12 protein-coding genes and 1 CRISPR repeat array are annotated in these 14,450 nt (G+C 57.2%); of the genes, 4 read left to right on the forward strand and 8 right to left on the reverse strand.

The features are described from left to right. Positions 1-73 precede the first annotated feature (73 nt). Positions 74-1,749: a CRISPR direct-repeat array (repeat unit 28 nt; unit sequence GGCTCATCCCCACGGGCGTGGGGAACAC). Positions 1,750-1,816: 67 nt separating this feature from the next. The 8 genes from cas2e to cas3 are packed head-to-tail and all read right to left on the reverse strand — an operon-like array spanning position 1,817 to position 10,795. Continuing rightward, complete coding sequence (gene cas2e / locus QP868_RS05570; protein ID WP_102238436.1) at positions 1,817-2,179, reverse strand: type I-E CRISPR-associated endoribonuclease Cas2e; 363 nt, start codon at positions 2,177-2,179, stop codon at positions 1,817-1,819. Continuing rightward, a complete protein-coding gene (gene cas1e, locus QP868_RS05575; protein WP_284925622.1) occupies positions 2,176-3,123 on the reverse strand; it encodes a type I-E CRISPR-associated endonuclease Cas1e in 948 nt (315 codons plus the stop codon). The genes cas2e and cas1e overlap by 4 nt, the downstream gene beginning before the upstream one ends. Further along, positions 3,116-3,832 (reverse strand): type I-E CRISPR-associated protein Cas6/Cse3/CasE, encoded by a 717-nt coding sequence (cas6e, locus tag QP868_RS05580; RefSeq protein ID WP_284925623.1) that lies wholly within the window; start codon positions 3,830-3,832, stop codon positions 3,116-3,118. The genes cas1e and cas6e overlap by 8 nt, the downstream gene beginning before the upstream one ends. Continuing rightward, complete coding sequence (gene cas5e, locus QP868_RS05585) at positions 3,832-4,536, reverse strand: type I-E CRISPR-associated protein Cas5/CasD (protein WP_284925624.1); 705 nt, start codon at positions 4,534-4,536, stop codon at positions 3,832-3,834. Before cas5e ends, cas6e begins: the two co-directional genes overlap by 1 nt. A gap of 1 nt (position 4,537) precedes the next feature. Beyond that, entirely contained in the window at positions 4,538-5,680 is a 1,143-nt protein-coding gene (cas7e, locus tag QP868_RS05590) for a type I-E CRISPR-associated protein Cas7/Cse4/CasC (protein ID WP_284925625.1), read from the reverse strand. 26 nt (positions 5,681-5,706) lie between these two features. Further along, the gene (gene casB / locus QP868_RS05595; protein ID WP_284925626.1) at positions 5,707-6,300 is read right to left on the reverse strand and encodes a type I-E CRISPR-associated protein Cse2/CasB; all 594 of its coding nucleotides are present in this window, start codon (positions 6,298-6,300) and stop codon (positions 5,707-5,709) included. Next, a complete protein-coding gene (gene casA, locus QP868_RS05600; RefSeq protein WP_284925627.1) occupies positions 6,300-7,940 on the reverse strand; it encodes a type I-E CRISPR-associated protein Cse1/CasA in 1,641 nt (546 codons plus the stop codon). Before casA ends, casB begins: the two co-directional genes overlap by 1 nt. Continuing rightward, a complete protein-coding gene (gene cas3 / locus QP868_RS05605) occupies positions 7,937-10,795 on the reverse strand; it encodes a CRISPR-associated helicase Cas3' (RefSeq protein ID WP_284925628.1) in 2,859 nt (952 codons plus the stop codon). Before cas3 ends, casA begins: the two co-directional genes overlap by 4 nt. Before the next feature lie 102 nt (positions 10,796-10,897). Between cas3 and QP868_RS05610 the strand changes: the two genes are divergently transcribed. The 4 genes from QP868_RS05610 to QP868_RS05625 are packed head-to-tail and all read left to right on the forward strand — an operon-like array spanning position 10,898 to position 14,347. After that, a complete protein-coding gene (locus QP868_RS05610; RefSeq protein WP_284925629.1) occupies positions 10,898-11,611 on the forward strand; it encodes a peptide deformylase in 714 nt (237 codons plus the stop codon). Between the two features lie 47 nt (positions 11,612-11,658). Next, positions 11,659-12,519: a hypothetical protein gene (locus QP868_RS05615; RefSeq protein WP_284925630.1), complete on the forward strand. Its 861-nt coding sequence runs from the start codon at positions 11,659-11,661 to the stop codon at positions 12,517-12,519. Continuing rightward, a complete protein-coding gene (gene msrA, locus QP868_RS05620) occupies positions 12,516-13,088 on the forward strand; it encodes a peptide-methionine (S)-S-oxide reductase MsrA (RefSeq protein ID WP_284925631.1) in 573 nt (190 codons plus the stop codon). Before QP868_RS05615 ends, msrA begins: the two co-directional genes overlap by 4 nt. Continuing rightward, a complete protein-coding gene (locus QP868_RS05625) occupies positions 13,085-14,347 on the forward strand; it encodes an MFS transporter (protein WP_284925632.1) in 1,263 nt (420 codons plus the stop codon). The genes msrA and QP868_RS05625 overlap by 4 nt, the downstream gene beginning before the upstream one ends. Positions 14,348-14,450: the final 103 nt, after the last annotated feature.

Consider the following 14,450-nt stretch of genomic DNA (forward strand, 5'->3'; position numbering starts at 1 on the left):
ATGACAGGGCAAAAAAGCCATACCAGGACCAGCGACCAGATCCTCTGATGAGGACCTACAAATGAATGTAACGGGCTCATCCCCACGGGCGTGGGGAACACGTTGTTGAGTTTCGCGAATGGCCCGTAGTAAAGGGCTCATCCCCACGGGCGTGGGGAACACACGACATCACCACGCGCACCGCGCTTGACATTCGGCTCATCCCCACGGGCGTGGGGAACACGTGAAGCGTATCTGGCAGGGTATCGTCTGGGCGGGCTCATCCCCACGGGCGTGGGGAACACCACAAGCAACGATGCGAGGCATCCGTCGTGGCCGGCTCATCCCCACGGGCGTGGGGAACACGGCTTCAAGCACCTTAACAGCGTCGCTAATGCCGGCTCATCCCCACGGGCGTGGGGAACACTTGCAACGAAACCCCCGTGTAATGGGACCACGCGGCTCATCCCCACGGGCGTGGGGAACACTGGGACGGTCGAGCGGGGATTCCCAGTAGAGCGGGCTCATCCCCACGGGCGTGGGGAACACAGCTTGTCCGTGCCGTCTTTCGCCAGCTGGGCCGGCTCATCCCCACGGGCGTGGGGAACACGGAAGCTACGCGCTGAGCTTAAGCGGGCCGGTAGGCTCATCCCCACGGGCGTGGGGAACACTACCCAGTCATAGAGCGTTACGCTGTTGTTGAGGGCTCATCCCCACGGGCGTGGGGAACACCTTGGCGTACTGAGGGAGACGAGATAGCGCGTGGGCTCATCCCCACGGGCGTGGGGAACACGTCAGAAAACCTGGCCGACCCTTCGTAACCGACGGGCTCATCCCCACGGGCGTGGGGAACACCAACCCCGGCAAGAATCTACATTCACGGCCCAGGGCTCATCCCCACGGGCGTGGGGAACACTGAAATCTAGGGTCTGAACGTCGATGTCTGTCGGGCTCATCCCCACGGGCGTGGGGAACACAGCTTCACGGACAGCCCTAGCGATAGCGGTGTCGGCTCATCCCCACGGGCGTGGGGAACACTCTAGCCCGCTTGCCGAGGTGTTCAAACCTCACGGCTCATCCCCACGGGCGTGGGGAACACTTGTGGCGCAGAGTCGACTCTAACGGGCACGTGGGCTCATCCCCACGGGCGTGGGGAACACTCGTCCATCCGGTCCGGGAAACGGGCCACCGCGGGCTCATCCCCACGGGCGTGGGGAACACATCAAGCTCGGCTAGCTCTTCGAGGGCTTTCTGGGCTCATCCCCACGGGCGTGGGGAACACCGACTTCGTACATACCGGCCTCGGAAACGATGGGGCTCATCCCCACGGGCGTGGGGAACACGAGCGTGTCGATGGCCTCGTTGATGCTGGCGAGGGCTCATCCCCACGGGCGTGGGGAACACCGTGGATAGCGCCGATCACCGGGGCGAAACGTGGGCTCATCCCCACGGGCGTGGGGAACACCATAATGATCACTGGTTGGATAGTCGAGTGTTGGGCTCATCCCCACGGGCGTGGGGAACACCTGAGGTGACAGCGCTCCGTGATAGTGCTGATTGGCTCATCCCCACGGGCGTGGGGAACACATAAACCAGGGTTTTAACAAGAAGAAAGCGAAGGGCTCATCCCCACGGGCGTGGGGAACACCGGCTAATCGCACGTCCATGTTGTCGAACGCGGGGCTCATCCCCACGGGCGTGGGGAACACTACCAAAAGTGAACCTGGTCGTGTCACCAACTGGGCTCATCCCCACGGGCGTGGGGAACACTCTAATTGATCAGCAACGATACCAGGATTGCATACCTAGCTCATTCACTTTTCGGCTGAAGAAAAACCTACCTATACTTGGAGTACTTAGACGCGTTTCTAATGGCACGCGCTTTGCTCCAACCGCCTTGCATGGTTTTTCGCCCGTATCCGGACTCTGGTGCGGGTCGTCTCATAAAAGTGAGCCCGTCTAAGTCGACAGGTTCCCATTTGTGTTCTTTTGTTCTGAATTGCAACCGTTGCTCGTTTTGCGCTGGCCACACCATGAGAGCTTGCCCGGTGCCCGCTGTTTCTTCGATCCGCTGCCACAGCAGCTCCCTGACTCGCGCACTCACGTTGCCAACGAAAACGCCTGCTGAAACTTCAAGCGCCCACTTGGTTAAATCGCCTCGTAATCCGGTTGGGCATGACGACAACACAATGACAATCATGAGAACCGCTCCCAATGATTCTCGCCACTGGGCAAACGCTGTTCGCCTCGCCCAGACCATATCGACAGCTCATCGTTGTAGAAGTACTCTGGCTCGTCTTCGACTTCACCGGCCTCTAAAAACAACAGCTGCAAAGTTTTAACGAGCCTGTCCATCACTCCAGCCCGCACCAAACGGTCCCGAAGCAACGCCCTTACTGTGCGGTCGGGTTGACCGTCGCCAAGCGCGACAGCATCAAATGCAGCAGGAATGCTTGTCTCAGCTTTCACTAGGTCAGCCACGTCATAAGTAAAACTCTGCGTGTTACCTACATGAACAAAACCCAGCCCAGGCGTCATACCCAACGCGTTTATGACAGCCGTAACTGTCCCGTATAAACATGCATTCGCAGCCGAAAGTGCGCGGTTAATGTCGTCCCCAGCGTCGAATGCTGTGGGGTCGAAGTCGCGCCTATCCCACTCAACACCGGTCCGAGCGGACTCCTGGCGGTACAGTGCACGGACTCGAGCACCTTCACGCCCTCGCAATTGTTGCATAGTGAGTCCCGAGACGTCTTCGCCGGGAAACCGCAACTCGTACATTTGTCGCGCGATCCGCAAACGTTCTGACTGGTTTGAAAAAGCTCGTGCTTGAGCCTCAAGCATCCGCGATGACCGGGCAAGAGGCCGGCCGGTGGCATAGCACCGGACCGCCCCTTCCCCAATCCACGCCACAGTGACACCGCAACTACCCAACAACGCCACAGCTGCATGGGACGCTCGAACCCCAGGTCCGATCAACAGCGCCCCCACCATTGCAGCCGGTATGTGTACGGTGCCTTGCTGATTTGTTGCAGTAACTGCGTTCGAGTCACGATGTAAAACACACCGCTCGACATACACAAACGACAACCGATCACGAACTCTGCCAAGCTCCTTGACTGTAGGCGGAACAATCTCAGCCATTGCTACTCGCTGCCAATGTCATAAGACCACACCCGTACGCCTTAGCTCGCCCCATCCCGTGACAAAGTGCGTGCCTCAACTGTTCGGCATCAGTGACTTCAAGAAGACCCTCAAACGTCGCTACCCGATGCACAACGCGATCACGGCCGTTCTCCCCGTTCTTCCGGTTAAATCGCAGTTCTTCACGACGCACAATGTTCACATTCGCAGGGATGCCGCTCAGCGACGACTCTTCTCTCACCGCGGTGTCCTGATCGTCATCGGCAGAATTTGCGATTCGAAAACCCCACCCGTCAACACGTTCGAGAAACCACTGCATCTGGTGCTTCACTGAAACATGCGGAACCTTGTGGCGTTGGCCCTGCTCGTCCCTGATCGCTTTCACCGGATTCAATGTCACTTTAAAAGCAAACTCCTGACCACGCGTCAGACTGTCAAGGAACCGGACGTAATCCGTCGTCTGGGCAGGGGCTGAAGGCCACCCAACTTGCTCCACAATGTGGTCAAGCCTGGGCTGTACCGGGGTAACTAAATACAGTGCCGTCTCGGTGTCATTGCGGTCAATTCTCCACAAGATTCGACCACCGTCAGAGCTCTGTAAGTGTGGTGGAACCGCTTTGGTCGCCATCCCGTGAGTGATATGTGGATCGGCCAGCATAGCGCGACTCTTCCGCAGCTCAGGATTAATCAGTACTTTGCTGAAATACATCACGCCTCCTGCACTGTCTGGAAAAACGGATCTGCGTACTTCACGCCTACGTCGTTGCGTACGAGCACTGGCTCCGGTCGCACCACTATTCGCGCGTCATACTTGCGATGGCGCGGATCAAAACTCACTGGAACGTCGTAAACTGACTCACCGATCTCACCCGGACGAGCATCACGAGCAATCGGCAATCGAACCTCCATAGGAGCATTCTTGCGGTACTGCTCAGAGGCTTGCCACGGAGCCGTGGAAAGGTCACGCAAGACCTCCTCGGCATTTCCGTTGTCCACGATTCCACCTACCAGGTTTATGGGTGCGGGGCATGAACGCCGGCCCATATAAAGCGGAAACTTGGGTTCTCTGAGCGCATCTGAAAGGCCGTGTATAAGTTCGTCGTTACCCGTAACAGCTGCCACATAAGCGGCATCAGAACGGTAGTGACGCCGCGAAACGTTCGAGTCCTGGGAGCGCGGTGCGCGTGCCGTGTGGAAGTCTTCGACTAGCTCACCAGGCATGTCGACACGTACCGCCAGAGAAAGCGCTGCCAAGTCGTTAAGAGATGCTTCCCGGGGGCGCCCTTGGGCCGCCGCCAGCAGCCCAAGCACACCTGATTTGCTGGGCTCTGTTTGGGTCGAACGTCGACTAAACCGTGATCCCACCCCCCACGACTGCAGTGGACCACTAAGGTTGAGAACAAGAGTTTTCATCTTACTCACCAGCGCGGTCGTTAAGGACCTCAGCAACCGTTTGTGAAACGTCAGCGATAAGTGCTTCAAAGTTCGTTGATTCGCCGAGGTCGTTCAGGCTTTCGTTGGTTGCGTCAGGTGCGATGTACCACGAGTGGCTTGGCACGTAACCGTATAGGTCAGAGACCTGTTGTGCTTCTTTGGCCATTGCACGACCAGCCTTTGTCGCGGTGCTTTCGTCTCCGTCGGGTTTGATTGCAAGTTCGAAAGCGTTGACATAACTGACCGGACGCTTTCGCACGGCTACGCTCACAACATCCGGAAGTGTGTGTGCAGCAAAGGAATTCTGGTAACCAGCTGGAAGGGACTGGATGAAGGTGTGGGCGTACGCTTCCACTGCGCGCAGTGTCGCCTCGACGTCCCCGAGGTTGTGCACGAGCTGGTCAATATTCAATGTTGAATAACGGTAGAACGTTGACGACATCATTTCGATGGTGCCCATCATGCCTGCGCCGGTTTCTTCTTCTCGCTCGCTTACGTCATCGACCGCAATGAAGAAGTCGAAGTCTGGCTGAGCTTCGGTAACCCCAATCGCGTGTGCCGTCTGGACAGCAGCATCAACGTTAAGCGAAGCGTCTTCAGCGAGCATGCGGCCAAACAAGGACACGTCGACGGCGTGCTCTGTGTTAATGATTTCCACAACCTCTTTTTTGCTGAATGCTTCCCCATTTTTCTTCACAATGGCATCTGCGAGGCGGTCGAGCTGGTGATTGCCGATGAAAACGAGGTAACCAGTTTGTTCGGCGGTAGGAGCGCTGCCTTCGTCGTCGCTCTTCGCGTTTGGTTTGGGAACCGTTAGCTTCAACCCTGCTTTTTTGAATGCGTCGGCTGCCCGTTTCTGTGCATCTTTCAGACTCACATCTGGATTGAGTTTAGTAACTCGGTCTGCCACCTCAGCGGCAATTTGCTTAGTGCGGATGCCCAGCTGTGAATCGTCGAGCAAGTCTTTGAAATCACGGCGTTGTGCTGATTTTAGTGCTTGTGAAGAGATCCTTTGGCGGCGTTTTCCACCAAAAACAGCGCTCTTGGGGGCGCCGTCTTCTCCACGGTTGATGTTTGAAGGTGGGAGGGTTTGGAGTGCGTGAAAGTCGATAAAAGTAGTCATTTTTGAGGTACCTTTCTTTTCTTCTGTTATTTAGATTCGTTCTTTGGAGTAAATGCGTAGGACTGGTAGAACTGTCGTCCCCATTCGCGCTGAACACCTGGTCGGCTGTCTGTGCGCTGTAGGTGTACGAGGTCGTTAGCGAAACGCCCGTAGTCGAAGCCGATGCCGTCACTGCTGAGAAGGCCAACGAGCGAGCGAAGGTGATAGCGCTGGGCATCAAATGTTGTGGCTGTGAGAACGGCATCAAACCGCCTCTTCATGGATGCCGTTCGCTGACGAACAAGCTCTCCCGTGGCCTTTGCGAACGGTGTTCCTGGCACATGCATGGGAGCGTTCTTTCCACGCTGATGCACGGCATAAAGCGTTAGTGCAGTGAACGCGGCCAGCTCGCTGTAGGTGGGTGTATCAGAAGTCCCGGCCCACCGCTCTGGTACAGCTTCCATAGTCATAAACCAGACGTGTGGATTTATACCCGGCTCTTCGTCTACGGCTTTGCGAAGCTCGGCAAGTGAACCGCGTGCGCTGGGGACTCCTGCCAGATATTGCGACTGTAACTTGTAGATCTGTTCGCTGACACGTGACTGCAAAGAGTCATCTTTATCCTGGTGCTGCATTCTCATCAGTCCTCATTCTTTTGCGTTAGAGGTTTTTCAACTTGTGTAAGCTCTCGGATTCTTGCGCGAATCCACAGTTCGTACCGTGCGGCATTGTGAAGTGTTTCGTTGCCGTTTTCATCGGTAACAACTACTCCAATAGCTGCTCTTGGGCCGGTTTCCTCAATTGCGGTTCGGACAGTTTGAAGCGTCACTGTTCTAACAATTTCAAGCCACCGTTTGAGTGCTTCTTCCGCGTCAAAACCAAGATTGAGGGTCGAAAGCCAGTGCGTGAACTCAGTTTCCAGTCGCGATATCCACGCCCCTAGCGGAGCTTCGACATCGTTGTTACGAGAGCCACCCAGGCTACGCTTCAAACCGCGGTAGAACCGCCTCAAATTGCCACGAAGCTTGAAGACGACGTCGATCGCTTCAAGTGCACTTTGGCGCAGGCGTTGCCCGTCGTGTGTGAGCAATCCCAGGTGTATAGGCAAAATTTCTGAAATCTCATCTGTAAACAGCGAACGGTTCGTTCCATACGTCATCCCCACTAGCCAGAGTCCCACGATTTTGCCGACATATGCCTCACCTATCGCAGCTCCGACCTCGCCTCTCAACTGTTCAACGACAGGCGCCACCTTGTCATTCTGCTGTTGCCCGCCACTCATCAAGGTCGCTTGTACTCCGCTCCACACGGTTAAAACGGGGTCCAAGTCTCGCGCGAAGTAGACATCGACACCCTTTTTTGACTTATTCGCTGAGTACCGCTGGGCGGAGTACGGTTCAGGAAAACAGTTTTGCGGATTAATGCGGTCACCATTTGCGATGATTACCTCATGCACAGTGGTGCCTTCCATAGACAGAAAAAGACGGATGCGACGCTGTTGCCACGTGAGAATGTCCACGACTCCGTTGGGTTCAATGAAACCCTCTGTGCGGGGGCAGGCCGTATCTGGTTCTCTTTCCCACGGTGCTAAATCTTGCGTAATAGCGGATGTGTTATCGGTGAAAATTGCGCTAACTGGCAGGTTAAGAAGTAAAAGGTCCTTGAGCGTAGCCCCAGTGAGCAAGGTATGGCCTAAATTCCCAGCCCACCCGGGGCCAATGGGGTAACCTCTTCCGCCCTTAACCCGGGGGTCACCCTCGACGCCTGTCTTGATTCCAGAAAAGTCATAAGCCTGCCGGTGTACTAACCAACGTGCTGCTAAATCAAGGGGGAGCTGATTGGCGGTTTCACGTGTTTGAGTGGAAAAAAGAGAAGGACCAGCGTCAGGCACGAGCTCTGCTGCTGACTTGTACTCTCCCTTTTTCGTGTGGAGGTCAGCTACTTGGTAGAACGGGGTGTCTGGCGAAATCAGCCAGAACCTGTTGCGGTGTTCTTCTAGGTATGCGCAAACTTCGTCACCCATTTCGTCGTCGTCATAGACCGCTTCCCACAGTTCTTTTTCGGAAAGGTCTGCCCATCCGTCGAACTGCCGGATCGTTTGAATGTAAATGGCCATGAGAAGACGGAAAATAGCGACGTTTTGAGTTGGCGTCTCTCCATCGAACGTCGCGAACTGGTCGCAACGCTTAAAGAACTTTTTAAGGCCCACGACCTCGGAGTCTCCGTGCAGGGTTCTCACTTTTATCCACGGCTCATCCAGCAGGTTAAACGTCGGTTTCATGAAAAATCGCCTCCGCAGTCGTAGGGATAGTCAAGGTGCTCGTCATCGAAATCTCCTTCGGGTGCTCGCGTTACACAATCAAACTCATGAACGTGATCAGGTTGGACAAATCCAATAGCAGGTAGATAAAAGAAGCTTCGGCCCAAGAGTTGTCCGCTGAAATCATGTCCGACGCGCAGTAATAGCTGGCCTCTCAGACGAAAATCGTCTTGCCACGCCGCAATGCCTTGTGCCTCTAATTCGTCAATCGCAGGATCTATCGACCACTCGGGTACAAGCCAGTACGGAATCTTGACTACTGATTCGGCGAGCAGACGGGATATTTTCCGGGGTGGCAGTTGGGTTTCGCTTAGTGGCACCAGTTCTGTTTCGTCGTCGAGCAGCCATGGCAACGGGTAGATGTATCCGTCGTTTTCCCAAAGCAGGATTGCTTCCAGCGTGGGCTGGATATCGCGCACACTTGCGACGGCTTTACGTTGATCTCGATCAGCATCGAGCTTGCTAGCAGAGCCAAGCGCTTGTGTCAGGTCGGCCCCAGCTTTCCGCGGAGTCGGCATCTGAAACTTTTCCGCGCGTACTCGTGCTGCCTTCTTATCGTGGTCGTACGCTTTCTTGGCTTCTTCAAAACGAGTGGCCCACACTTCTGGAATGTCTGGTGTATGCGTATAGACAGCTTCAATTTTCGGATAAAGGTCGTGCCTAATGCACCAAGGGGAGCCATTAACGTGAGTACGCAGAACAGCGGCCGTGGCGAGGAGCAAATACTGCCCATAAATTTTCTCTGCACCTGATTCGAAATCTGGAACGATGGCAGACGAAATTCCACCGCGGTTGAGCCCTCGTACTAGCATTTCGGGTTCTCGCAAGGCCGGGGGCCGGTCGTGCGCAGGTCTCCCATGACGATGGAGTCGTCCAGCACGTTGGGCTAACAGATCAACCGGCGCGAAGTCTGAAACGAGCAGGTCGAAGTCGACGTCAAGAGACTGCTCTAACACCTGTGTGCCAACCACGAGGCGCCGGAAAGGCCGTTGAGTTTGTGCGTCAGAAGGTTGCCTGCGCCCGTTTTTACCGAGGTCGTTTACAAGTTGGCGTTCAAGGCTCGATCTTTCGGCGACGGTAAGTTGCGAATGAAGCAATACGACATCTTCGCCGTATTCCTTCCTGAGCGCAGAGAACGCTTGTTGTGCCCTAGAGACGGTGTTGCACACAACTCCCACAACACCTCCGTCTCTTAGCCGGGTGGAAAGCGCAGACTGCAAATCCGCCAATGAGTCTTCAACGCTCGTCAGGCGTACCTCTCTCGACTTCTTTTCAGCCTCGACGGGCATACGTTTTGTGCCAGCCTGTGAGGTGACGGAAACTGATGGGAAAGTGAACGTTTCAGTCGGTTGGGGCAGTTCAACCTTTCGTTTGACCCGTTTGCCCTGCGTGGGCTTTTTCTGTGCGACTCCTTCCGCATAAGCTTTCTCAAATTCAGACTGAACTGACGACGCGAGGGTCGCCGATAACAAGATGACGCTGGTTCCGTGAGCTGCGAGCCATGTGAGGGTTTTCTCCAGGTATGAGCGCGTGTAGTGGTCATACGAGTGAACCTCGTCAATGATGACGACTTTTCCTGCAAGTCCAAAATGCCTGAGTGCGACGTACCTGCTTTGGAGCGCCAGCATGAGGACTTGATCTACCGTCGAAACAGTAAATTCAGAAAGTAGCCCTTTACGCCCGCTGAACCATTGATGGGCAATCACGTCATCATGGTCGGTCCCGTCGCTAATCGCACGTGTGCGATGGATGAGCGACTCAAACTCAGGGCTCAAATGTGCGTTTGAGTGCATGAGGCGAAGAGAATGTGGTGACTCTTGATCCAGCGACTCCACCCAGTGAGTAATGCGGGGCAACATTGCATTTGAGGTCACTTGGCTAGGCAAAGCGAAGGCAGTTCCACCTGCGCCCGTACGCCCCGCTGAAATTTCAGCTACGAGTAGCGCGGCCTCAGTCTTCCCTCGCCCCATTTCGTCACAAATGATGAATAGCGCGGGTCCCGTTTGTTCCATCGCTGCTTCAACTGCGACCTGCTGACACGCACGCAGACGAGAGCCTTGGGGCCACCCAAACCGTCGTTCAAATGGTGGCACGGCGTCGCGTTTTGCTCTCCACGGCGGAGTTAACGCAAGCTGTTCCAGAGCATCGCCTGCGCGTGACTGGTCTGATGTGTGACACCCACTTTCGGTAAGTTCGAACAGCTCTTGGTTCGACGCGATCCAGTCTGCAATGCTTACAAGCCCGGCCAAAAGCATCTGGTCGGTGATGTCTAAACCGCCTTGGTTCAGGACCTGTGAAAGCGTCGAAGTTGCCTGTGTGCGTTCGAGGATGTCCACGACGAGTTCGCTCCACGCCTGTGCCCACACTGGGCCATGACGGTCAAGGTACTGGTTAACGGTAGTGAGGCGTTCACCACCTAGCGGGCCGTCATGCATGGGTAGTTCGCTGGGGCGGCCATGATGAGCGCCAGCTGCAGAGGTGAGAGTGCAGATCGCTGTGTACTCAGCCTCAGGGAAAATGCGGGCGAGCTCCCGTCTGAGAATGGCGTCAGAAGCCAAACTGTGTGGTGGTTTAAAGGCAGGGTTCACAAAAGGGGCGGAACCGTCGTGTGACATAGCGCGCCGAGCTTGGTTTGCTAACCACTCAAGTTCGGGGACGTTCGCAATCTGGTCGCTGAATGCTGTTGTCGCTTTACCGGCATCGTGCGTTCCAGTTAGAAACCCGATCAGGGATGTAAGTTGCTTTTGAGTGAGACGGTTTTTTCTGCAAAGGCGCTCACATACTGACTCCGGAATCCAAGAAGTAGACAGGGTCATGCCACGTGCGTGGCAAAAGAAACTCGTTGTTCCAAAGAAACAACAGCCATGCTTCCCCAGCGTCTCAAACGTTCTTTGCTCAACACAAGTAGAGTTACACCCGTGAACACTTCCATGACTCAGCCACGCTCCAATGACGGAAGTCAGGGCAACGAGATCTCGGCGCAGACCATCCGCGAACAAGTCGACCGGGCCCTGACCGCGGCCGCGCACAACGACGGCGTCATTCCCATCGTCACTGCAGGTGACCCTGTTCTGCGCGCCACCACCGCGCGCTTCGACGGCCAGATCGACGACTCCACCTTGCTGGAACTGCTCACCGCCATGCGCACCACCATGCTCGCAGCCCCCGGTGTGGGGCTCGCCGCCCCGCAAATCGGCATCAGCCTCAGGCTGGCCGTGTGCGAAGACCCGGGCACCACCTCGGCCGAACATGCGGCAGCCCGCGAACGCACACCCCTGCCGTTCACCGCACTTATCAACCCCACCTACCAGCCGGCCACCGACCAACTCGTCGCCTTCTACGAAGGGTGCCTCTCCATCCCCGGCTACCAAGCCGTCGTGGCCCGCCCGCGCACCATCACCCTCACCGCGCACGACCACCAAGGCACCACCATCACCAAGGACATCACCGGCTGGGCCGGGCGCATCATCGCGCACGAAACCGACCACCTCGACGGCATCCTCTACCTCGACAAAGCCGAAATGCGCTCCCTGGCCACCCACGAACAAGTCGCCCGCTGGTGGAACCAACCCACCACACAACAGGCAGCCGCCGCTCTGGGCTTCGAGCTGCCAGCCCCGCCAGCCCTGTAAGCCGCCAGCCTGCCGCCCCACCAGCCCTGTAAGCCGAAAGACACTCCATGACCACATACATTCCCGACAACGTTCCGCCGTCGCGCGCACTCGGTCGCGTTCTAGACCTCGCCACCGCGGGGCTGTCCGCGGTCCGCACTCATCACGTGCCCGCCAAGTACCAGCCCGCGCTGCGGTTAGGCACGTCACTGGCTACAGGGCTCGTAGCCGCCGGTTACGCGCTCAACACCCGGGATGTCTGCCGCATCTCAGGTGGCACCATCGCAGGTCTTGGCACAGCCACGGCCACCCTCACCTACGCCACCTGGGGGCTCTCCGACCGCCTCGACAAGGCTGTGGACCGGCGCCTGCGCGCGTGGGGTATCCCCGCTCCCGAGGTGGCAACCGGCCTGGCAGCGTTCATTGCGCTGCGAGCGTTTGCGGCGTGGGAAGAACGGCAAGAGAGTGACTTCGGATGGATGGCCGTCGCAGGCGAGGGCTACGAACGTGACTTACCCAGTGATCTCCGCGACTTTCTCACCGGTTTTGCCCACCCTGAACTCAACCTCACACCGGGCGCAGCCCAGGCGCTTGCCACTCAGATCCCGGTCTTGCGTGCGACCATCTATGCCTCGTCGGACCAAGACCCGCTAAAGTTCCTCGACGACTGCTGTATTGAACTCACACTTCCATCAGATGCAGACGTCAGTGTGATTACCCCGCGCACACAGACCTACCCCGTCTACGCCCGCGCCAGCTTCAGCGGTGTTGAACACCGTCTGAACCTTGAGGTGCACGAAGGCCACGCATCCGCCTTGTCACTCGCCGAATTTGACGAAGAATCGCCCACGCTGTCCGAATGGATAAGCGCATACCGTGCTGGCGTAGTTGAGTTCATCAGCGAATTCGATGAGGAGCGCACCCAATGACCCAAGCTCAACCGCAGAACCAACAGAAGTCTCAGCCACACACCCACCACCGCACCATCACCTTGGCGAACGGATGTTTCTGGTGCTTCGACGCCGTGGTGCGCCGCGCCCGTGGCGTCATCGATGCGGTATCCGGGTACATCGGCGGTCACGTGGACAACCCCACCTATCATCAGGTGTGCTCAGGCACCACGGGCCACGCTGAGGCCGTCGCAGTCACCTACGACCCAGACACGATTCCCGAACACGTCATCTTGGGCATGTTTTTCACCACTCACGACCCCACCAGCCTCAACCGGCAGGGCCACGACGTGGGCACCCAGTACCGGTCTGCCATGTTCTACCAGGATCAGGAACAAAAAGAGCGCTTCCAGCACGCTATCGACCAGGCCCAACAGTTTTACGACCGACCAATCGTGACCACACTCGAACCACTGAGCACGTTCTTCCCTGCAGACAACGTTCACCAGGACTTCTACACCCGTAACCCCGGTAACGGGTACTGCTCATTCGTCATCGATCCTAAATTGGCGCAGGCACGCAAACAGTGGGCAGATTGGATCCAATGACACAGAAGCAACCCAAAACTGCCATCCCAGCTGACATCTGGGTCATGGTCATTGCCGCGTTCATCGTGGCTATTGGTTACGGAATCATCGCGCCGGTCTTGCCGCAGTTTGCAAGCTCGTTCAACGTGGGCGAAACTGCCGCCGCCGTTGTTGTCAGCGCGTTCGCATTCTTCCGCTTAGTGTCCGCCCCGGCCGGCGGTTCCCTGGTAAACCGCCTGGGCGAACGCCCCATCTACGTCACCGGCCTGCTCATTGTGGCCGCCTCAACCTACGCCGTAGCGTTTGCGCAGACCTACTGGCAACTCCTCATCTTCCGCGGCCTGGGTGGACTGGGCTCCACCATGTTCACGGTGTCGGCCATGGCCATCATCGTGAAACTCGCCCCGCCTCACGCCCGCGCCCGAGCCACTGGCCTCTACGCCACTTCGTTCCTTATCGGCAACATCGCCGGGCCCATTGTGGGCGGTCTGTTGGCCGGTTTTGGGCTCAAGGTTCCCTTCATCATTTACGGCACCGGGCTCGTGATTGCGGCCGCCGTCGTGCATGTAAAGCTGGCGAGTTCTACCCGGGTTGCCCGTGCCGAGGTGCGCGCCACTGTGTCCCCAGACGACACCTCCCAGCGTGACACCTCCAGCCCCACTTTGGCACCCATGCGTGTACGCGAAGCGTGGCAGGTGCCGGCCTACCGCGCCGCCCTCCTCGGTGCCACTGTCTCCGGGTGGTCAGCCATGGGGATCCGCGTTGCGATCTACCCGCTGTTCGCCCTGAGCGTTCTCAACGTGGGCCCTGAGGCAGCCGGGCTAGCTCTCACGTTCTTCGCGCTGGGCAACGCAATCGCCATCAACGCCTCATCCCGATTCGCCGACACCTACGGCCGCGTCCCATTTGTATCCGCCGGTTTCGCCGTCATGGGAATCGCCACCCTGCTACTAGGTGTCTGGCCCAACCTGCCCATGTTCCTGGCCCTGTCCACGGTTGCCGGTATGGGTGCCGGACTCATCATGCCCGCTCAGCAAGCCGCAATCGCCGATGTCGTCGGCAGTGAACGCCCGTCCGGCAAAGTGCTTTCACGTTTCCAAATGGCCATGGACTTCGGTTCAATCGTGGGTCCAATCGCCACCGCTGCTCTTGCCCAAAACGTGTCTTACGCGGTGGCTTTCGCCGTGGCTGGCGCGTTCTGTCTGCTGGCAAGTGTTGTGTGGTTGTTCACGCCAGAACCCATGAACAAACCGCCAGCTCGCAGCCAGCAGCAGAACTAAACACTGACGGGATATCTCCACGCACACTGTGGGGAAAACCGCACCACGTCACGCCCGTCCCAAAAGTAGGATTGAGCAGTAGCCCAGACCTGAAAGAGGAACT

The sequence above is a fragment of the Brevibacterium sp. UMB1308A genome (genome assembly GCF_030230605.1).
In the GTDB taxonomy this organism is placed as follows: domain Bacteria; phylum Actinomycetota; class Actinomycetes; order Actinomycetales; family Brevibacteriaceae; genus Brevibacterium.